The 21,800-nt window shown below is 37.0% G+C and carries 20 protein-coding genes; 2 read left to right on the plus strand and 18 right to left on the minus strand.

Features of this window, described 5'->3' with window-relative positions; all coding sequences use genetic code 11:
- Positions 1–189 precede the first annotated feature (189 nt).
- From ACQKN4_RS07510 to ACQKN4_RS07545, 8 genes are all read right to left on the minus strand, one after another.
- Positions 190–621, minus strand: coding sequence for a DNA polymerase I (locus ACQKN4_RS07510; RefSeq protein ID WP_079561578.1), 432 nt, complete (start codon positions 619–621; stop codon positions 190–192).
- Positions 622–1,241: 620 nt separating this feature from the next.
- A complete protein-coding gene (gene hflC, locus ACQKN4_RS07515; protein WP_079561580.1) occupies positions 1,242–2,243 on the minus strand; it encodes a protease modulator HflC in 1,002 nt (333 codons plus the stop codon).
- Entirely contained in the window at positions 2,243–3,247 is a 1,005-nt protein-coding gene (hflK, locus tag ACQKN4_RS07520) for an FtsH protease activity modulator HflK (RefSeq protein ID WP_079561581.1), read from the minus strand. Before hflK ends, hflC begins: the two co-directional genes overlap by 1 nt.
- Before the next feature lie 179 nt (positions 3,248–3,426).
- Entirely contained in the window at positions 3,427–4,140 is a 714-nt protein-coding gene (locus tag ACQKN4_RS07525) for an LrgB family protein (RefSeq protein ID WP_079561582.1), read from the minus strand.
- Positions 4,137–4,505, minus strand: coding sequence for a CidA/LrgA family holin-like protein (locus tag ACQKN4_RS07530; RefSeq protein ID WP_079561583.1), 369 nt, complete (start codon positions 4,503–4,505; stop codon positions 4,137–4,139). Before ACQKN4_RS07530 ends, ACQKN4_RS07525 begins: the two co-directional genes overlap by 4 nt.
- Before the next feature lie 864 nt (positions 4,506–5,369).
- Positions 5,370–6,905, minus strand: coding sequence for a two-component system histidine kinase PnpS (gene pnpS, locus ACQKN4_RS07535; protein ID WP_079561584.1), 1,536 nt, complete (start codon positions 6,903–6,905; stop codon positions 5,370–5,372).
- Positions 6,902–7,618 carry a response regulator transcription factor gene (locus ACQKN4_RS07540; RefSeq protein ID WP_079561585.1) on the minus strand — a complete coding sequence of 239 codons (717 nt, stop codon included), beginning with the start codon at positions 7,616–7,618 and terminating at the stop codon, positions 6,902–6,904. The genes pnpS and ACQKN4_RS07540 overlap by 4 nt, the downstream gene beginning before the upstream one ends.
- A 52-nt stretch (positions 7,619–7,670) precedes the next feature.
- Complete coding sequence (locus ACQKN4_RS07545) at positions 7,671–8,111, minus strand: MaoC/PaaZ C-terminal domain-containing protein (protein ID WP_079561586.1); 441 nt, start codon at positions 8,109–8,111, stop codon at positions 7,671–7,673.
- 410 nt (positions 8,112–8,521) lie between these two features.
- On the opposite strand from ACQKN4_RS07545, the gene ACQKN4_RS07550 reads away from it, so the two are divergent.
- Positions 8,522–9,346 (plus strand): MBL fold metallo-hydrolase, encoded by an 825-nt coding sequence (locus ACQKN4_RS07550; protein ID WP_094075096.1) that lies wholly within the window; start codon positions 8,522–8,524, stop codon positions 9,344–9,346.
- Between the two features lie 256 nt (positions 9,347–9,602).
- Here ACQKN4_RS07550 and ACQKN4_RS07555 read toward each other — a convergent pair whose 3' ends face one another.
- The 5 genes from ACQKN4_RS07555 to citZ form a co-directional block, all read right to left on the minus strand.
- Positions 9,603–10,604: an anti sigma factor C-terminal domain-containing protein gene (locus ACQKN4_RS07555; RefSeq protein ID WP_079561587.1), complete on the minus strand. Its 1,002-nt coding sequence runs from the start codon at positions 10,602–10,604 to the stop codon at positions 9,603–9,605.
- Entirely contained in the window at positions 10,597–11,100 is a 504-nt protein-coding gene (locus ACQKN4_RS07560; RefSeq protein ID WP_427483110.1) for an RNA polymerase sigma factor, read from the minus strand. Before ACQKN4_RS07560 ends, ACQKN4_RS07555 begins: the two co-directional genes overlap by 8 nt.
- 258 nt (positions 11,101–11,358) lie before the next feature.
- Positions 11,359–12,297 (minus strand): malate dehydrogenase, encoded by a 939-nt coding sequence (mdh, locus tag ACQKN4_RS07565; protein ID WP_079561589.1) that lies wholly within the window; start codon positions 12,295–12,297, stop codon positions 11,359–11,361.
- Positions 12,298–12,612: 315 nt separating this feature from the next.
- Positions 12,613–13,875, minus strand: coding sequence for an NADP-dependent isocitrate dehydrogenase (gene icd / locus ACQKN4_RS07570; protein WP_079561590.1), 1,263 nt, complete (start codon positions 13,873–13,875; stop codon positions 12,613–12,615).
- Between the two features lie 78 nt (positions 13,876–13,953).
- The gene (gene citZ / locus ACQKN4_RS07575) at positions 13,954–15,069 is read right to left on the minus strand and encodes a citrate synthase (RefSeq protein WP_427483112.1); all 1,116 of its coding nucleotides are present in this window, start codon (positions 15,067–15,069) and stop codon (positions 13,954–13,956) included.
- Positions 15,070–15,322: 253 nt separating this feature from the next.
- Here citZ and ACQKN4_RS07580 point away from each other — a divergent pair, with 253 nt between their 5' ends.
- The gene (locus ACQKN4_RS07580) at positions 15,323–16,288 is read left to right on the plus strand and encodes an AI-2E family transporter (protein ID WP_427483114.1); all 966 of its coding nucleotides are present in this window, start codon (positions 15,323–15,325) and stop codon (positions 16,286–16,288) included.
- Here the strand turns inward: ACQKN4_RS07580 and ACQKN4_RS07585 are convergent.
- The 5 genes from ACQKN4_RS07585 to accD form a co-directional block, all read right to left on the minus strand.
- Positions 16,272–16,661 carry an FxsA family protein gene (locus tag ACQKN4_RS07585; protein ID WP_079561593.1) on the minus strand — a complete coding sequence of 130 codons (390 nt, stop codon included), beginning with the start codon at positions 16,659–16,661 and terminating at the stop codon, positions 16,272–16,274. The two genes, ACQKN4_RS07580 and ACQKN4_RS07585, sit on opposite strands and share 17 nt — an antisense overlap.
- 299 nt (positions 16,662–16,960) lie before the next feature.
- On the minus strand, positions 16,961–18,721 hold the full coding sequence (pyk, locus tag ACQKN4_RS07590; protein ID WP_079561594.1) for a pyruvate kinase: 1,761 nt from the start codon (positions 18,719–18,721) through the stop codon (positions 16,961–16,963).
- Between the two features lie 28 nt (positions 18,722–18,749).
- The gene (pfkA, locus tag ACQKN4_RS07595) at positions 18,750–19,709 is read right to left on the minus strand and encodes a 6-phosphofructokinase (protein WP_427483116.1); all 960 of its coding nucleotides are present in this window, start codon (positions 19,707–19,709) and stop codon (positions 18,750–18,752) included.
- 286 nt (positions 19,710–19,995) lie between these two features.
- Positions 19,996–20,952, minus strand: coding sequence for an acetyl-CoA carboxylase carboxyltransferase subunit alpha (locus ACQKN4_RS07600; protein WP_079561596.1), 957 nt, complete (start codon positions 20,950–20,952; stop codon positions 19,996–19,998).
- A complete protein-coding gene (gene accD / locus ACQKN4_RS07605; RefSeq protein WP_079561597.1) occupies positions 20,945–21,793 on the minus strand; it encodes an acetyl-CoA carboxylase, carboxyltransferase subunit beta in 849 nt (282 codons plus the stop codon). The genes ACQKN4_RS07600 and accD overlap by 8 nt, the downstream gene beginning before the upstream one ends.
- Positions 21,794–21,800 lie beyond the last annotated feature (7 nt).

The raw sequence follows: 21,800 nt of genomic DNA on the forward strand, positions 1-21,800 counted from the left end.
TTTTCGTCTTCTTAATTGTAAAACGAAAACGTATGTTTGAAAATGCCTCTTCCTTTTACTTTATCGAGAAAACAGGTATTTTACCAATCATAACGTTGAAAATCGCCAAAATTTCTACAGCAATAGATTAACGTATGTTTAACTACACAAAAAAAAGCCAATCACTTATTGTAATTGACTTCTCTGTCGTTATTTACTAACTCTATTTGTTTTTTCTTTACGATAGAAAATTTCTTCATATATGACAGTCAAAATAAAAGCATTCATAAAGGCAAACACTAAAAACATTGGCATACCGCCAAGCTGTGGATGTGTAAGCTCTGTATCGAACACCATTACAGCGCTGATTTGTGCTAAAAAGAAAATGAAGCCAATCCCTACTTGCCAAATAGGACGCTTAACTTTTCGCTTTTCGTACCAAAATATTCTTTTAAATATTTTTCGTACATCCTCAGCAATGACCAAGCTTAGTAAAAACAAAATAACAAAAAATACTGGTATATGATAAACACTTTTTGTGATCCATGCAAAATCTGATAGACGGAAGAAAAGTGTAAATAACGATGCAATACTACAGGCTATCCCTAAATTCTGGAGCCACTTACTAATTTGCAACTTCACAACTATTACCCCCATTTTTATTTTTCAACATTATCATTCTATCAGATAATAGTCATATACGAAACACAAAATTATAAATTTCTATCATTTTCATAACATACCATCTATAAATGAAAGATATTTATAAAATATACGATTCAAAATCCAAAACCCCATTATAAATGCCTATCACCATAAAGTGGGGTTGATTTCCGTTCCGACTGGGCGCTTTGTAGCTGCCGCTTCGCTTTCGCACAGAGCAGAGCTTCCTGGGGGCGTCCGATGAGCCGCTTCACTCGCAAGGCTCGCTCCAGGGTCTCGGGCCAACAGATGTCTTTTGCGCGAAAGCGTGAGTGCAACGTAGCGACAGCAGCACGATGTTGGTCACGAAGGCGTTATCACAGGATGTGATGGTCTTAGCCTTCGTTCCTCTATTTACTGATCCCCAAGGAGTCGCCCAGTCTCCACTTCAATCAACTTATATTAGTATTGCCATTCATTAAATAATCCTTGCAAAAGCTCGAAACCAGAATATAAAAATATCATACAAAATGTATTGCTAAATTTATGTAAGGAGTAAAAAAAGCCGTCTCAAAAAATTGAGACGCCTTCATATACTTATCCCTGCAAGGATAATAGTATTATTTTATATAGCCAGATAATATCTTTGCATATGGTGAAGTGGATGGCAAAATAATGACCGTATCTTCACCTATAGTTTTCTTATATGATTCTAATGTCCGGTACAATGAATAGAATTCAGGGTCTTGTGAGAATGATTTATTGTAAATCTTCGCAGCTTCTGCTTCACCATCCGCTTGAATCAACGCACCGTCCTTTTTCGCTGTTGCTAGCATTTCTTGAACCTGCTGATCTGTTTGAGCTTCAACACGACGTTTCTCAGCGTCACCTTCAGATAAATATTTCTGTGCGATTGATTCACGATCCGAAATCATATTCGTAAACACAGATTGCTCATTCTCAGTCGGCAAGTCGATACGACGAATACGAACATCTACTACTTCAATTCCATATTTATCATTTGAAAGTAACTCATTGACACGTGCAGTTACCTGATCATTGATACTCCCACGTGAAGAACCTTCATCATTAATAATCGCCTTATATTCTATTCGACCAAGCTCTGAGCGAATAACTGAATAAATAAACTCTTCCATACGTGATTCAACTTTTTCTATTGTTCCTGCATTTGAAATTAATTGCTTTGGATCAGTTATATGCCAAACTGCATAATTATCAATAATAATTCGTTTTTTATCCTTTGTATTAATTTCTTCTTCAGAAACTTCATATGTCATTTGGTTTTTTGGTAGCCTCGTTACGCTTTGAATAAATGGAACCTTTATTTTCAAGCCGGGCTCACTCTGAAATTTCACTACTTCTCCAAACTGTCTAACAACTGCGTATTCGGATTCTTTAACTATATAAACATTAGCAAATAATATAATGGCAATAGCAAAAACGGCTGTTAATGTTACAGCAAAAGAAATATATTTTTTCGGATTCATCGGGCCTTTTTTCGACATTTTGACCACATTATCCCCTTCTTTTGGAGCAGTATTTTTGGATTTACCCGATAAAAAATTCAGGAATTTTTCAAGATCCTTATTTTTTTGATCCATTAGTTACCGCTCCCTTCTTTTTTCTCTTTTGAAGTTTCTTGTGTTGCAGGTGTTTCTTGTGTTGCAGGTGTCTCCTGTTTTGCAGGTTGCAATGCTTGAAGAGGTAAGTATTTCATTGTATTACCATCATCATTCATAATATAAATTTGCGCTTTAGGTAATACATTTTCAAGTGTTTCCAAAATTAAACGTTCGCGTGTAATCTGTTGATTGCCCTTATATTGCTCATACATTTTATTAAAGACAGCTACATCCCCTTGAGCCTGCTCAATACGCGCTGTTTTTTCACCTTGAGCTTTCGAGATAATTGCATCCTTCTCACCTTCAGCCTCACTAATTCGCTGATTATTATATTTTTTCGCCTGATTAATTTTTGTATTTTTCATTTCGCGTGCATCTGTAACAGCTGTAAAGGCTGCTCGCACATCTGCGTTCGGTAATTCAACATCCTGTAGTTTTACCCCTAAAACACTTATACCTATATCGTACTTTTCTAGAAGAGAAACGAGTAAATCTCGTGATTTTGCTTCTATGTCCGCTTTTCCTTCAGTTAACGCGGCGTCGATTTTGGAACTTCCGATAATGGATCGAATCGCACTCGACGTAGCGCTATGTAATATTTTTTCTGGATCTTGTGAGCTGAATAAATACTTTTTCGGTTCTGTAATTTTCCATTGAACGACAAGGTCTGTTAATACAATATGCTCATCCCCTGTAATCATTTTCGTTTCAGCATCATAAGTTTCCAATTCCCCATTTTCATTTTGCTTATAGCCAAACTTTAAACTAAACGTTTCCTTCGATAAAACCTGAACCGATTGTACAGGCCAAGGTAATTTAAAATGTAAACCTGGTTCTGTAACTGTATTATCGGCACGACCGAACGTAATGACAACTGCTTGTTCTGATTCATCTACTGTGTACCACGATGTAAATACCGCAATAATTGCAACAATGCCGAAAATGCCAAGTCCCACCATCATTAGTGACCTTTTCACACTCATGTCTAATCCTCCCTTAAACTTAGTACTATTGTATACGTGACACTTACTTAAAAGTTTCAAAATATTTTAATAAACCACTTTTTTATTTTAGGCAGTTTTACATAAGGACAATGTGAAGCTCATCATTTTTTTGCACCGGTCCTCCATCTTTAATCCGCAAAAAAATATCCCGTTACCAGTTAAGGTAACAGGATATTGACAACTAGATGTTCAAACGCTGGGAAAAAGGTTGTTGATAAAACAATGCTAATTAATGCAGCTACAATCATCGCAAGACTCGCAAAAGTACCTTCCAACTCACCAAGTTCAAATGCTTTAGAGGTACCGGTGCCATGAGCTCCCATTCCTAACATTAGCCCTCTAGAGGATGGTCGATGGAAACGACATACTTTAATCACTAACGGTGCTATTAGACTCCCTAAAATACCAGTTATCATAACGAAAACAGCAGTAAGTGTAGGAGAGCCACCAATCATGTTGGAAATGTCCATTGCTATTGGTGTCGTAACTGAACGTGGAACTAAGCTATGCACAAGCTCATTATTTAATCCAATTACTACGGCAATGATAAATGAAGATGTAATAGCAACAGCTGAGCCCACTGCAATACTTAGAAAAATTTCAAAAGCATGTTTCTTTAATAGATTAAAATTTTTATAAATTGGTACCGCAAATGCTACTGTTGCTGGTCCAAGTAAATTTGATAAAATACCGGCTCCTGCAGTATAGGATTTATAAGATGTACCCGTTAGTAACAAAATGGCAATGACCACTAACGGTGTGATCAATATAGGTGATAACCATTCCTTCTGATACTTTTTATAAAACATTTTACAAATATAAAAAACTGCGATAGTACCTAGTAAACTTACTATAGCGGTTAAAAAGCTCATGCAGTATCACCTTTCTTTCGTTGCCCTAGCAATTGTGCTGTGAAACCTGTTGCAAACATAACAACGATGGCACTCAATACAATTACAAGCACAGCTTTCACACCTTGCACACCGAATAATGCGGTATAATCGATTACTCCGATAGCAGATGGAATGAAAAATAGTAATAGTTCACTAAGTAATAAACCTGCACCTAGCTCTATCCATTCAAGCTTAATAATATGAAACTGCAATAGTAAAAACAATAAGACTAGTCCAATTATGCTCCCTGGAATCGGCAAGTGAAGTAGGCGTGCAATACTATTCCCAACAAATAAAATTACATAAAGATAGCCGATTTGCACGATACTTTTGACGATTTTCATGGTCATCCTTCTTTCAATTTTTTATCTTGCTATAACTATCAGTAGACCACTTCTAGATAAAATGGACTTATTAACTGACCGTTAATGCCCGATTGATTCAACTAACAAGTAAACTGATTGTCAGTTCATGTTGTTGAGGTGTTAGTGGAATTAAGATGTCTTATTAAATTGTGGCTCTCCGGCAAAACGAGGTGGTTGATCTCCGTTCGGTCTGGGCGCTTTGTTGTTGCTGTCGCTTCGCTTTCGCACAGATAAAACATTTGCTGACGCTTCGCTTTCGCGCAGAGCAGAGCTTCCTGGGGGCGTCCGATGAGCCGCTTCGCTTCACTGCAGGGTTTCATCTGTGACGCTGATCCCCAAGGAGTCGCCCAGTCTCCACTCCAATCAACCGCTTCTCTTAACATGTATCTTCTAGTATGTCACTCTAATTTACTGTAATAAAATGAAGCTAACAGATGTTTAAAAAAACTAAGTGACAGCAACAAAAACATGAGAGTGCGAAAAGTGAAATCTGCAATGAAAATCTCCCTTCTTTAAATCGCTATAGCAAAGATTTCCTTGGCTATTTTATTCTCAACACTATGAACTAACAATCAGTACAATATTATTGGGTGAATATTATGCTACTATACTTTACACCTATTTTTGTTACGTGTAAAACAGAAAAAGAATCTATTACCAAAAAGTCTGGTAATAGATTCTTACTATTGTGGCGATAATTAAGCAACAAATAAAAAATCTAATTTATATATAAATAAAGATTTTTTTGCTATTTTATAGTCTTAACAATTTTATAAGGGGGTTTCTACTAACAAGTATAAGACCCCATTGTGAATCTAAAATTGTGCTATTGTAAAGAATTCATTAATTTTTCGGAATCATAACAATCATTTTTGTCCCTACACCAACTTCACTTTCTACCTGAATGCGACCATGGTGCGCCTCTACTAAGTGTTTCACAATAGCAAGTCCTAAACCTGTTCCCCCAGAATTCCTGCTTCGCGCACGATCCACACGGTAAAAGCGTTCAAAGACACGAGCAATTTCATGTTTTTCAATTCCTATACCTTGGTCTTCTATTTCAAGAATGCCGTACGTTTCATTTTCCTTTAAACGAATCGTAACGGTTGTATTTTCCGGAGAGTACGTAATGGCATTGGTAATTAAATTAGTGACAATTTGAATAATGCGATTGGCATCACCCATAACTTGAACATCACGCTCTATATCAACATAAAAGCTCATATTTTTCTCATCCAGACGTGGACCTGTCAGCTCTGCTCCACGTATAAGTACATCTTGCAAGCCCATCGGCATAATATTAACGGTAAAACCATGCTGTTCAATTTTCGATAACTCTAGTAAATCCTGGATAAGCATCTGCAGACGGTTACTTTCTTTATAAATGATCTCTAAAAAAGATAGGAGCATTTTTTCATCCTTATACGCACCATCCAATAATGTTTCAGAAAAGCCTTTAATAGAGGTAATAGGTGTACGCAATTCATGGGATACGTTTGCTACAAAGTCCTTACGAATTTGCTCTAAACGAACAAGCTCCGTAATATCATGCATAACGATAACGACACCAAGCCAACGACCATGATCCCCTATAACAGGTGCTCCGTACACTTCCTTATTATACAGCTCCTGTTGGACCTCCATTTTAATTTGTTGTCGATAAGGCATTTCCGTTAGAAACACATGGTCAATAAATTGCTCTAGTGATTTTGGTAAACCAATTGTACGAAAAACTTTCCCTTGTACATCGTCAATTTGCATACCGAAACGCTCTAAAAATACACGGTTCACAATAGATATATTGCCCTCACGTCCTATCATCATGAGGGAGCTTCCCATGTTTTCAATTAACGTTTTAAGCCTTTCCTCTTCTACCTCGCGAATCGTCGTAATATCCTGTAAATTACGCGCTAAAATATTGATGGAGTGACTAAGCGGCATCATGCGTTCATGCTCATTTTCATGGGCACGAGCACGGTAATTTCCCTTTGCCAGCTCAAGTGCCGTATCTGTCACGTTATCAATAGGAGCAGTGAAATTTCTAATCATATAGCGACTTACAATAGCCATTAACATAAGTGCTATGATAAAAAGTATCGCTAGCACTACATAAAGTCGCGTATGAACAGTCGATAATAGAGAATCTTTTACCTCAATGTTTTGCGCAGTATATAGCGCCTCTTTATCTTCCTTAGATAGTTCAATCTTTCGTTCATCTAATACTCGGTTAATAGATTCTTGCATCTCTACACTAGCCTGTTCGTTGTACTGTTCTATATAAACAGGAAAAAGCTGACCTATTACAACCATTAGGACAGCTAATATCGTTCCAAGCAATAGCATGAATGTCAAGAATAAGCGGTTGCTCATTGATTTCATGTCGTTTTCGGCTCCTCGAATTTATAGCCAAGGCCGCGAATTGTTTTGATGAATATCGGCTTACGGCTATTTTCCTCGATTTTATCGCGAAGGTGGCTTATATGCACATCCACAATTCGAGTATCGCCAGCAAAGTCATACTTCCATACAGCACTTAATAGTTGATCACGCGTTAAAACACGGTTTTTATTTTCAAGTAAATAAATGAGTAGTTCAAATTCTTTTGGCGTAAATTCCAGTGCTTCATCCTGTAAAAACACTTCAAAACGCTCTGGAAAAACACGTAATTGTCCAAATTCATACATTTTCTCTTGTGACCCATTCTTATCTTCAGCCACTACATTTTGTGTGAAACGTCTTAAAACAGCCTTTACCCGCGCTAACACTTCGCGTGGACTAAAGGGCTTCGTCATATAATCATCTGCCCCTAGCTCTAGACCAAGTACTTTATCGAACTCGTCATCCTTTGCTGTTAGCATAATAATAGGTGTATTCATACGTTGTTGACGAATTTGCTTACAAACCTCCATACCATCAAGTCTTGGAAGCATCAAATCTAATAAAATTAAATCTGGCTGTAAGTCAATTGCCTTATCAAGACCCTCTTGACCATCTGCAGCTGTTTCGACAACATATCCAGCCTGCTCTAAATTATATTTCAATAATGTCGCAATAGAAAATTCATCTTCTACAACTAAAATCGTTTTTGTCATGTGTAATGCCTCCGTTAGTGATTTGAAACCCCCATTTCAAATCTCAAGACGTTTATAAAGTAAGTGGTGGTGTTACCAGTAAAGTACCTTCAATCACAAGCTCCTTTTGCTCATTATATGAGTGTACACATACTGTAATCGTATTTTGTAATTTATTTACTTCTGTTACTTCTAAAAGAGTATCAAATAATTCATAATGATAGAGCGGTCCTAAATATTTTATATGTTGCTCAATAATTCGTGCACCTGGTCCAGGAATATACTTTGACACAGCTGAAGTAATAATGCCATTTAACATGATTGTTGGTACGATTGGCTTTTGAAAAGGTGTCATTGCAGCATAATCATGTTGAATATAAAGTGGATTATTATCATTCGTCAGTCCTAAATAAAGCAATAAATCCTTATCTTCTATCTTTTCGGTTATATGAATCTTCTCGCCAACTGTAATTTCATCAATAGAGAGACCAAGCTTACTGTTTTTTTGAAGCAAAAATACGCCAACCCCTTTTCTATCATATACCTTCATAGTATCAATTTTATTCCAAAAGTACAACGAAAAGCAGAATAACCATGTAATCTTCATTCAGCATTATTTATCGGTTCCTTTGTCTTTAACCGAGAATGGTGTTGCCATTCTTTTTGATATTTAGCTGATGAATGTTGAAGGACCAGATTCTCCAAAGCGTAGCTGAAAAAAATACAAAAGACATCTACCCTTCATATTTGCGGATTTCACCAATTCCTTACTTAGAAAATCGCCGAAAGAACTAAAAATTAACGAACTGCTAATTTAACATAATTATGAAGTTCAGACTAAAGTTGTAAATACTTTTCCGAATCACGTTGGTAATATATGGTGTGTAGTGAATTGAGGTCAAGGATTTTAAAGGGGGAGTAATTTTGAATTACTATATTTGTGAAACATGTGGGGTGCAGTATGAAAAATCAATGGAAGAGCCAAAGCAATGTACTATTTGCTCAGAAGAAAGACAATATGTCGATGTAAATGGGCAAACTTGGACAACTTTGAACAAAATGATTTCTTCTGAAATTTATAAAAATGACTTTAATCTTGAAGAAGATGGATTATTTAGCATAACAACTAGTCCAACATTTGGAATTGGACAAACAACTTATTTAATTCAAGAACAGGGTTTTAATTTGTTATGGGATTGTATTTCATATATTGATCAAGAAACTATTGATAAAATAGAGAGGTTGGGGGGAATTGATGCCATCGCATTATCTCATCCTCATTATTATTCAAGTCAAGTGGAGTGGGCAGAAACTTTTAACGCACCTATTTATATTCATGAGGATGATAAAAAATGGGTTACAAGAACTAGTGACAAGATTATTTTTTGGTCTGGTGAATCTCTTACTTTACAGAATGGGTTAACTCTTTATCGTATGGGTGGTCATTTTAAAGGAGCCACTGTACTAGAATGGAAAAATGGTAATCAACAAAAAGGCATATTACTAGTTGGAGATATCATTCGTGTAGTGGCTGACCGCAATTGGGTAACATTTATGTATAGTTTCCCTAATTTCATTCCACTTCCTGTTAAAACAGTGGAAAGAATCTTAAGTCAAGTAGAGGATCTACATTTTGAACGAATATATGATGCTTTTCTCCGTATTGTGAAAAAAGATGCAAAACAATCTGTTCATAACTCAGCTGTAAGGTATATAAATGCTATAGAGGGTAAGCTATTCACTACTTAAGTTAATTTCACTTTATTGATAGGATTTTGTTAATGTTTTCAAAGTCGTTGCCTCCAATTTTTGCAGAAACAAAAAGCGTCCTGCTATCGTGTTTCATTACGATGCAAGACGCTCTAGCTACTATTTACGATCAATTGATTTTCATTAAAACCATTCATTTTGCCTGATGAACTACTATGTCAGACAATATATGTTTGGGTAAAATAAGTATATGAGATGATTTATAGGAGAGCTATTTTATTGCCTTTCAAGTCTCCTATTTTCGATTAGATATTACCCCAAATGTAGATGCTTTAATGTATGTTTGCCCTTGTAATAACTCCAATTGCTTTGGTGTGCCAGTTACTACGGCCCCGATAATTTTCACATCACTTCTTTCCAGGGTTCCATTTTCCCCTATTAAGGATTGGTAAACTTGGTTTGTTTCCCACTCAAAGTTCTTGCTCCCTCGAAGAAGCTCAAGGTTTTGAATAAAGGTGTCAACCTCGTCGCTTTGAGACTGTCGGGGTACTGGTTTTGATTGTTCCGATTGAAATCCGAAAATGAACGGAGAATTAGCTGCAATAGTACCCTGTCCTTGCTTCATAAAATTCAATCCTTCCTCTGTAAAGGCATCCACCCACCACCAATCTACTTGCACATCAGAAGGCAACTTGCGTTTAATGTCGTCAAAGCTATATGCATTATCAAAAGATATTGCTAGCTCTACGAAAGTATTTTCTTCCAATTGATTGAGTTCACTGATACTACCTTTATAAACATCGTATGAAATCTCCGGGTAATAAAAAAACATTTCTCTATCGCCAGTGTATTCATTAAATTGTTCAAATTGATTTGATTCCGCTAGTGATTCTGAACCTTCTATTTGGATCGAGCCTGAAACATAATTTCTTGTAAGAGTTCCAAATAGATTGTAATCACTTTCGAGAGGTTCCCAAATATAAGGTCTATGCTTATCTCCAAGTACCTTAAATGTTGTCGTTTTTATTTTCCCTCCAAACAAATTATAGTCATACATTTGATTACTAATTTGAACATTTGGGGCGCTAATTGCGTTAAACAATCTAATATCGTCCTTTACTTTCTCAGCACTATTTATTGATAAGTTCCTAAGACCGTACCATACTACTACTAGAACAATTGGCGTAACGATGATCGTTATGCCAATAATTTTTATTGTTGACCAAAACTTTGCCTTTCTCATTATTTTTTTCGTCTGTTTTTCATCAAATAAAAAATCATTTTGCCCTTTATTCATAATCAGTGTCCTCCTTAAATCTTTCAGTAAATTCTTCCCTAGCACGTCTGACGTGTGTTTTTAGAGTGTTTTCATTCTTATTCATTAAAGCTGAAATTTCTTTATACGATAATCCCATCTCATATTTCAGAACTAATAATTCCTGATGCAAGTTAGACAGCGTTTCAAAAGTGTCTCTTATGTCCTCTAATTTTTCTTTTTTTAGAACCTGAATTTCAGGTATATTAGTCAATGCTGTCAATTGGACTTCATCAAATTCGGTTGTTGGATGACGCTTTTCTTTTCTCTTGAGATCATAAAACTGATTGGTAGCCACACGGTATAACCAGCTCATTACTTTGTCTGATTGAATTCCATTTTTATGTAATAAAAATTTATAACATGTATCTTGAACGATATCTTCTGCATCCTCATGGGCTAATCCACGTTTTCTTAAATATCGGTATAATATGGTACCTACTTGCTGCAGAAATTCATTCATTGATTGATTTGCCATATCTATCTCCCTTCTGCCTATACAACGCAGAACTCAAAGAAAAGTTTACATATTATAAAAAATCCTTCATAAATTATTTTATTTTCCATAAAAACACAAAAAAGAGGAGGGATTTGTGCCACCCACCTCTATTTTTCGGTATCCTGTATTTTGTAAGAACATCTTATTTTTCCACATTAATCGCTCTACTTTTTGATAGCTAAATACTCAAAAAAAAATCGAGTAGGAATGAATCCTACTCGATTTCATAAACTTTTATTAAGCTAAAACTTTCATAACATCGCGGACTGCTTCTGCCGACTTATCTAAAGCTGCTTTTTCATTGTCTGTTAATTCAAGTTCAAAGATTTTTTCTACACCATTTGCACCTAATAATGTCGGAACACCTAGGTATAAATCGTTGTAGCCATATTCGCCTTCTAAGTATGCTATAGATGGAAGTATACGTTTTTGGTCTTTAATGATAGCTTCCGCCATTTCAATAAGCGCCGCTGAAGGAGCATAATATGCAGAACCGTTCCCAAGAAGGTTCACGATTTCAGCGCCACCTTTTCGTGTACGGTCAACAATCTCTTCAAGACGATCTGCTGGGATTAACGTTTCTAATGGAATACCTCCAGCAAATGAGTAGCGTGTTAGTGGCACCATTGTATCACCATGCCCACCTAAAACAAAACCTGTGATGTCTTTTACGGAGATATTAAGTTCTTCAGCTACAAACGCACAGAAACGAGCCGTATCGAGTACACCTGATTGACCTATTACACGATTTTTAGGGAAACCAGTTTCTTTGAATACTGTGTAAGTCATTGCATCAACTGGGTTTGTAAGAACGAGGATTGTTGCATTTGGTGAGTACTTAGCAATTTCTTTGGAAACTGCTTTCATTACATCTTGGTTAATTTGAACAAGATCGTCACGGCTCATACCTGGTTTACGAGCAACACCAGCAGTGATAATTACTACATCAGAATCTGCAGTATCCGCATAATTAGAAGTACCTTTAACATAAGAATCATAGCCTTGCACTGGTGCAGCTTCCCACATATCTAGAGCTTTACCTTTTGTTGGGTTTTCAGCTTGAGGGATATCCACTAACACTACATCACCAAGTTCTTTTTGAGCTGCTAAAAATGCTGCAGTAGCGCCAGTAAAACCGCTACCGATTACTGAGATTTTTTTTCGTTTCAGAGACATTCGAATACGCTCCTTTAAATTAGGTTATATAATCTATTATGCCTCGGCATAATTGCGTCAAGAATCGGCTTTGTGCAAGCACAAAGAACTCCTTTCCGATTCCGTGACATCCACCGGAGGCTTCTTTCAGCGGGTGTTTAAACACCTGCTGTAAGAATTTAAAAAAGGGAGGAGAATAAATTCTCCTCCCTCGATTAAACAAGTTCATCGTAAATATTTTATTAAGCTAAGTTCAATAGAAATTTACATTTCACCCTAATTATATCGGCAGAATATACATCCGCTTTAACTATAATTTCTATTTAAAATAGAAAATTAAAGGTTTTTGATTAATTCAGTAGCGAATTCTGAACATTTTACTTCTGTAGCGCCGTCCATTAAACGAGCGAAGTCGTAAGTTACAACTTTAGAAGAGATTGTTTTCTCTACAGATTTAGTAACCATGTCAGCTGCTTCTTGCCATCCTAAGTGCTCAAGCATTAATACGCCTGAAAGTAATACTGAAGATGGGTTTACTTTATCTTGACCAGCATATTTTGGAGCTGTACCGTGAGTAGCTTCGAAGATCGCGTGTCCAGTTACATAGTTAATGTTTGCGCCTGGAGCGATACCGATACCACCAACTTGTGCAGCTAATGCGTCAGAGATATAGTCACCGTTTAAGTTCATTGTAGCAACTACGTCGAACTCATTTGGACGAGTTAAGATTTGTTGTAAGAAGATATCAGCGATAGAATCTTTAACTAAGATTTTACCAGCTGCTAAAGCGTCAGCTTGTGCTTTGTTCGCTGCTTCTTCACCTTGTTCAGCTTTAATAGCATCATATTGGTTCCAAGTGAATGTTTGATCAGCAAATTCTTTTTCAGCTAATTCATAACCCCATTTTTTGAATCCACCTTCAGTGAATTTCATGATGTTACCTTTGTGTACTAAAGTAACAGATGGGCGTTTATGGTTAATAGCATATTCGATAGCAGAACGTACTAAACGCTCAGTACCTTCTTTAGATACAGGTTTTACACCGATACCAGAAGTTTCTGGGAAGCGGATTTGGTTAACACCAAATTCAGATTGTAAGAAGTTGATGATTTTTTGTGCTTGTTCAGAGCCAGATTCGAATTCAATACCAGCGTAGATGTCTTCTGTGTTTTCGCGGAAGATAACCATTTCAACGTCTTCTGGACGTTTAACTGGAGAAGGTACTCCATCAAAGTGACGTACTGGACGTAAGCATACATATAGGTCAAGTTGTTGACGTAATGCTACGTTTAGAGAGCGGATACCACCACCGATTGGAGTAGTAAGAGGACCTTTGATTGCGATTAGGTATTCGTTGATTTTGTCTAAAGTTTCTTGTGGTAACCATTCACCAGTTTGGTTGAATGCTTTTTCACCAGCTAAAACTTCTAACCATTCGATTTTCTTTTCACCGTTGTAAGCTTTTTCTACTGCTGCGTCGATTACGCGTGATGCTGCAGCCCAAATATCTGGACCAATTCCGTCACCTTCGATGAAAGGAATCACTGGATTGTTTGGTACATTAAGTACGCCATTTTCAACTACAATTTTGTTTGACATTGATGTTGCCTCCTAAATTCATAATCATAGGACTGTGTTATGTAACACAGTCCCAAATATTCTAGCATATTTTCCGAATTAGCGCTCGCTGATTGGAACATATTTTTGCATGCCTGGTCCAACATACTCTGCACGTGGACGGATTAGGCGGTTGTTAGCATATTGCTCTAGAATATGAGCTACCCAACCAGAAGTACGTGATACTGCGAAAATTGGTGTGAATAGGTCATGATCGATACCTAAAGAATCATACACTGACGCAGAGAAGAAGTCTACGTTTGCAGGTAATTTCTTTTGTTCTACGATCATGTCATGGATTTTAACTGACATTTCATAAAGTTCTGGTTTACCAGTTAGCTCAGTTAATTTTTGTGACATTACACGTAAGTGTGGTGCACGTGGGTCGCCTTTGCGGTATACGCGGTGACCGAAGCCCATGATTTTTTCTTTGTTATCTAATTTATTTTGAATATAAGATTCAACGTTTTCAAGTGAGCCGATTTCAGTTAACATTTTCATAACTTGCTCGTTTGCACCACCGTGAAGTGGTCCTTTTAATGCTCCGATAGCTGAAGTTACACCAGAATAAACATCTGATAATGTAGCTACACAAACACGTGCCGTGAATGTAGATGCATTTAATTCGTGGTCAGCATGTAATACTAACGCTTTGTCGAATGCTTCAACTTCGATTGCTGCTGGTTCTTCACCTTTAAGCATGTATAAGAAGTTTGCAGCATATCCTAATTCTGGTTTTGGAGCAACTGGCTCTAAACCTTTACGAACACGCGCAAATGCAGTAACTACAGTTGCAATTTTAGCTTGTAAACGGATAGCTTTACGATAGTTAGCTTCTGTATCCATAACATCCGCTTCTTCATCGAATACACCAAGTAAAGATACTGCAGTACGTAGTGCAGCCATTGGATGTACAGTTGAAAGTGGGTATGTTTTGAATTGGTCTACAATTGCTTGCGGAATAGACATGTTGTCTGCCAATTGTTGTTTTAATTTAGCTAGCTCGTCTGCTTTTGGTAAACGAGTATGCCATAATAAATAAATTACCTCTTCGAATGACGCGTTCACTGCTAAATCATCAATGTTGTAACCAACATATGTAAGTGTGTCATCGATAATTGAACTGATTTTAGATTCCGCTGCTACGATACCTTCTAAACCTTTAGTTGCTGACATAAATTATCGCTCCCTCATATTTATATTTTTTAGTTGTAAATGCAGTTATTAGGTCGCATTTACGTTTTTTGCTCATATGAACCATTAAGTAAATCGCTTACAATTGCTATTATAATCATTTTTGACAGCTTTGTGAATGAAAAACCTCCGAATAAAGAAAAAGGTGCATGAGCGATTATATATACGCCTGAAAGAGATTCTTTTTCGTATTTTGACATTAATTTATCAATTGAAATGGGGTGAATTTGTAAAAATGAGGAATATTAATTTTTTTTCATACGAAAGAACTATAAGTGTTTTGTTTTTCATATTCTACTTAACAATATTATGGTTCGTATTACCTGTATCTCTCGCGATTTTTTTGTCTTTTTCTACGTATCCTATCATAAAATTCCTTCATTCTTATTGTAGGATTGCCTATTGGCTTGCAGCAATTATCGTGGAAGCACTTATTCTAACTTGCATTTTTCTTCTCGTTATCATTTCTATAAACAGTATTATTCTTATCTTCCCAGAAATCCGAGATACACTACAAAATTTCCCACTTTTCAACGAATATGAATCAATGTTTATCCAAGTTTTAAAGGAAAAATCGCTTTCTATTTTCGATTCAATCTTTTTATACATGGCAAACATTTTCCAACTATTAATGAAACATGTAATTGAAGTATTTATATTCCTTGTCGCTTACTATTTTGCCCTATTGGAAACTCGCAAATCCCGGTATTGGTTTTTTCAATATGTGCCCAAAAAATTTCGCAATGAGTGGCAGTCGCATTTTTCTAAAATTATGCAGCTATTTCATTACTTTTTGTATGTGGAGTTTCAACTGTTCACAATTACTCTGCTCATCCTTTGTGCGGGATTCATGATTCTTCAATTTGAACAAGCCATCATCAAAGCTTTTATAGTTGCATTTGCAGATGTACTTCCGTTCTTTGGGATTGGTGTATTTCTTGTACCCATGAGCATTTATTTTTACTTAAAAGGCAATACCTTTTTATGTGTAGCTATTTTACTTTTATATCTCTTCGTTCAATTAACAAGGCAGCTAGCTGATTCCATGCTTTGGTCAAACACATTACAATTACGGACTTTCCACACCTTTTTCATCAGTGCTGCCTCTATTTTATTATTTGGTTTTTACGGCATTTTACTTAGCCCCATATTTTTATTTTTAGCAGTTAAACTAAAGGAAAATGCTATTTTTGAACGATGATAAATTGACCCTTTTTCATTTTTTTCCGCATCCAATAATAAAAGATTGGTTGGAACATTTTGCGAGAAAAAGGCAGTAACAATAATAAACCAACAAGGTCTGTTATAAAACCTGGTAATACTAGTAGTACACCACCACTAAAATTCAAAACTGTGTTAACTAATGCTGGCCCTGGAGCCTCTCCTCGTGCTATCGTATTTTTAACCTTTTGCACAGAATTCATACCTTTATTTTTCACTACATAAATACCTATAATACTCGTAGCGACTATAAGCAGTAATGTATTTAAAATACCAATATTTTGACCAACTACTATTAATAACGCCAACTCGGCTAATGCATAGACAATGAAACCAAGAAAAATTTTTCTCATATTTTTCTCCTTTCTAGCTGAAAACGCTATACCTTATATACGTTATTATAGCCCATTAAGTTTCATAAAAAAACAATGGGCCCTATTAAAGAGAAGACGACGTTATTATTTTTATAGTAAATTCTCATTCCATGAGGGAACTATTTTTATGTTGGTTAAATATTGTTTAAATCTATGTCATCTCTAGATGTCGGTGATAAACCGCAAAATGCTATTTACTTCATCTTTATAAGAAAAGCTCTAGTACAATTATTTGCACTAGAGCTTTTTGTTATAGATAAAAACATTTACTAAAGAAATTAAAGAACACTTGCATGCCCTTTGTAAATAACTCCCGTTTCAGCATCCATTGTAATTTCTTGACCGTGGCGAATCAGTGTAGTAGCTTCTTTTACTCCAACGATAACAGGGATGCCAAGGCTTAGTCCTACAACTGCTGCATGACTTGTAAGCCCGCCCTCTTCCGTAATCAGACCAATGCAATTTTCAAGCGCTGGCATCATATCACGATCTGAACCAACCGTTACTATAATGCATCCGTCTGTATCATAAGCTAGTGCCTCTGCTGCATTTTTAGCAACAACTGTTTTACCTACTACTGAAGATTTACCGATACCTTGACCACGGGCTAACAAATCTCCGATGATGTGTACCTTCATTAAGTTAGTAGTACCTGCTTCCCCTACTGGTACACCTGCTGTAATAACAACTGCATCACCATGCGTTACAAAGCCATGTTTCAAGCTTTCATCAACAGCTAGCTCTAAAATTTCATCTGTTGTCGTAACACGTTGGCAAACAACTGGGAATACACCCCAAACTAGTGTTAATGCGTGAGCTGTATTGGCAGAACCCGTAACCGCGACAATTTGTACACCTGGGCGATATTTTGCAATCATTCTAGCTGTGTTACCACTTTCTGTTGGTGCAAGCACGGCCTTTACACCTAAGTTAATCGAAGTGTACGCTACTGCCTGAGAAATCGCCTCCGTCATATTTGCTTCTTTTTCACGACTACGAGTAGAGACGATGGCCTTATAGTCTAATGAATTTTCTGTACGTTGTGCGATTTTATTCATTGTTTGTACAGACTCTACTGGATAAAGTCCTGCTGCAGTTTCACCAGAAAGCATAATTGCATCTGTACCGTCGATAATTGCGTTTGCTACGTCACTAGCTTCTGCTCTTGTCGGACGTGGATTACGTTGCATCGAATCTAGCATTTGTGTAGCCGTAATAACTGGTTTACCTACTTGATTACATTTTAAAATTAATTTCTTTTGTACAAGTGGTACTTCTTCTGCTGGGATTTCTACACCAAGATCACCACGTGCTACCATTAACCCATCTGAAACTAAGATGATCTCATCGATATTATCGACACCCTCTTGATTCTCGATTTTCGGGATAATTTGAATGTGGTTACCGCCATTTTGTTCAAGTAATTCTCGAATTTCAAGTACATCCTTTGCTCGACGAACGAACGAGGCTGCAATAAAATCAACACCCTGCTTAATACCGAATAAAATGTCCTGTGCATCTTTTTCTGTAATTCCAGGAAGTTGTACAGAAACGCCCGGCACGTTAACACCCTTTTTATTTTTTAAAACACCTGCATTTTCAACAATCGTATGAATAAGACCTTTTTCCATATCTTTTGCTAATACACGTAGTTGAATAAGTCCATCATCTAATAAAATAATGCCGTTTTGCTCAACATCCTCGATTAAACGTTCGTACGTTACAGAGAAGCTAGTTTCTGTTCCTTCAACTTCCGTCATTGAAATATCAATAACTTGCCCTGCTGCTAAATGCAATTCTCCGTTTTTCATATTATGCGTACGAATTTCAGGACCTTTTGTGTCCAGCAAAATCCCAACTGGTTTCCCTAATTTTTGTGCTACTTCGCGAATTAAATTAATGCGTACTTCGTGCTCCTCATGAGAACCATGCGAAAAGTTTAAGCGGGCTACATTCATACCTGCTTCAATTAGTTTCTCTAAAACTTCTGGTGACTCACTTGCTGGACCAATTGTACATACGATTTTTGTTTTTCTCATTTTCTGCCCACTCCGTTTTTATATCAAATTATATGGATAGTTCTTTCATTAAAGTATATAAGCTTACATCTGCCTCATGATTTTTTTCGAAAGCCTCAGGCATATCATAGTCAATCACTTGATGATTACGGATACCTACCGCCCTGCCAGACTTTCCTTCCATTAGCAATTCAACTGCATGTGCACCGAATTGACTCGCTAGAACACGATCACGCGCAGTAGGTGAACCACCGCGTTGGATATGTCCAAGAACAGAAACACGCGTCTCTTTTCCTGTTTTTTCATATAATAGCTTTGCCAACTCACTACCAGACATGACACCTTCAGCGACAATAATAATGCTATGCTTTTTCCCACGCGCTGCACCACGGTCTAAGCGTGCCACAATATCATCCAAATTATAATCTTCTTCTGGAATTAAAACTGTTTCAGCACCGGCTGCCAGACCTGCCCATAAAGCAATGTCTCCTGCATCTCGCCCCATTACCTCAACGATAAAGGAATTTTCATGAGAAGTTGCTGTATCGCGGATTTTATCAATGGATTCCACGACCGTATTTAGCGCAGTATCAAATCCTATCGTATACTCGGTTCCTGGTACGTCATTATCAATAGTTCCTGGAACGCCCACAACAGGAAAGCCTTTTTTCACTAAATCCATAGCTCCACGGTATGAACCGTCTCCGCCGATTACGACTAGTCCCTCAATGCCAGCTTCACGCATATTGTCTATACCTCGTTGCTGAACAGCGGCTTCTTTAAATTCAGGACATCTTGCTGAATTTAAATGTGTACCACCGCGTTGAATAATACCACCTACTGAACCTAAATCAAGATCTTCCATACTTCCTTTTATTAAGCCATCATAGCCGTGCTTAATTCCGACAACATTAATTCCATGATATGCTGCCTTACGAACGACCGCACGAATAGCTGCATTCATTCCTGGTGCATCTCCACCACTTGTTAATACGGCAATTTTTTTCATTGTCGAACCTCCTGCAGATACTATTATTATTCACATTAACATGAAAAAACAAACTATGTAAGTGTTCTGAGGCTACAAAAACATAACTTTTACATAAAAAATAAAAAGAATGCGCTTTCACACACTCTTTCCATTCAAAAACATCCTGAATTTAACATTTTTCTGAAGTGTTTGGTAATATTTTTCGCACTATTTATTCTTCCATCATTAGGTTATTTATTTTTTAAAGAAACAATTTTTAACTCTTTACGAGCAAATTTATATGTCCAAAAACCTAAAAATGGATTTAAGCTTCTGTATATTGTCCAATCTTTCTGAATTTCTCATAACGGTCTTCAATTAATTGGTCGCCATTTAAAGAGTTCAATGTTTTTAGTGTGTCGCTTATACATTCTTTTAAATAAAGTGCTTGTTTTGCTACATTGCGATGAGCTCCACCTGTTATTTCAGGGATAATTCCATCAATAACGCCAAGCTCTTTTAAGTCAGGTGCTGTTATACGCATTGCTTCTGCCGCTTGCTTTGCAAGGCTACCATCACGCCATAAAATCGACGCTGCCCCTTCTGGCGAGATTACAGAGTATGTTGAGTTTTCTAGCATAAAGACACGATTTGCTACACCTAATGCAAGTGCACCACCGCTTCCGCCTTCCCCAATAACGATTGAAATAACTGGTACTGTTAAGCCCGCCATTTCGACAAGATTTCTAGCAATCGCTTCACTTTGACCACGTTCCTCAGCTGCCTTACCGGGATAAGCACCTTTCGTATCAATAAAGCAAATAATTGGTCGTTTAAATTTCTCCGCCTGCTTCATTAAGCGTAATGCCTTACGATATCCTTCTGGGTGTGGCATACCAAAATTTCGACGAATGTTTTCTTTCGTTGATTTCCCTCGTTGGTGTCCAATAATTGTTACTGGCTGACCTTCAAAAAGAGCAATCCCACCAAGAATAGCCGCATCATCACCAAACGTACGATCTCCATGTAACTCAATAAAGTTTTCACACATAGCTTCTATATATTGTAAAGTTGTTGGTCGTTCTGGATGTCTAGCAACCTGTACACGATCCCATGGCTTCATATTTGCATAAATAGATTGTTCTAGCTGTGTTAGACGTGTTTCAAGCTTTTCAATTTCGCCTGTCATATCTACATCTGCCTCGGTAGCAATCGTTTTTAATTCATCAATTTTTTCACGTAATTGTACTACTGGTTCTTCAAAAGCTAAATTTTTAGACATGTTGCACGCCTCCTTTTGTATGCATTTTTACAAGCACTGCTACTTGGTTTCGTAAATCTTTTCGATGGAAGATTGCATCAAGCTGTCCATGTGCTAATAAAAATTCCGCTGTTTGGAAATCATTTGGTAGTTTTTCTCTTACTGTTTCTTCGATTACTCGACGACCAGCAAAGCCAATCAATGCTTGTGGCTCCGCAATATTAATATCTCCAACAGAGGCAAAGCTTGCAGAAACGCCACCTGTTGTAGGATGCGTTAATATTGAAATAAACAATAGTCCATGATCACTATGACGTTTTAATGCCACACTCGTTTTCGCCATTTGCATTAATGATAGTACGCCTTCTTGCATGCGCGCCCCACCACTTGCAGTAAAGATAATAAACGGTACTCGTAATTCCGTAGCTTTTTCTACGGCACTTGTGATTTTTTCTCCAACAACTGAGCCCATTGAACCCATACGGAAATGAGAATCCATAATTGCTACAACAATTTCTTCTCCATCAAGGGTACCCACACCTGTCAGTACGGCTTCGTTTAATCCCGTTTTTTGTTGGTCCGCTGAAATTTTTTCAACATAAGCAGGGAAATTAAGAGGATTACTTGTTTGTAAATGATCGTCCATTGAAACAAATGAACCTTCATCTAAAAAACATGCTACGCGCTCCTGTGCAGTCATTTTGAAATGATGGTCACATTTTGTACACACTTTGTTATTTTTTTCTAATTCTTTCGTTAATTGAATGTGACGGCATTCTGGACATTTTGTCATAAGTCCTTCTGGAAACCCCTTTTCTTGTCCGTCCTCTTTCTTTTTACTAAATATGCTGCGAATTGCCATGTTTGAC

Origin of the sequence: Lysinibacillus sp. NPDC093692, assembly GCF_050280125.1 — a bacterium.
Classification (GTDB): Bacteria; Bacillota; Bacilli; order Bacillales_A; family Planococcaceae; genus Lysinibacillus.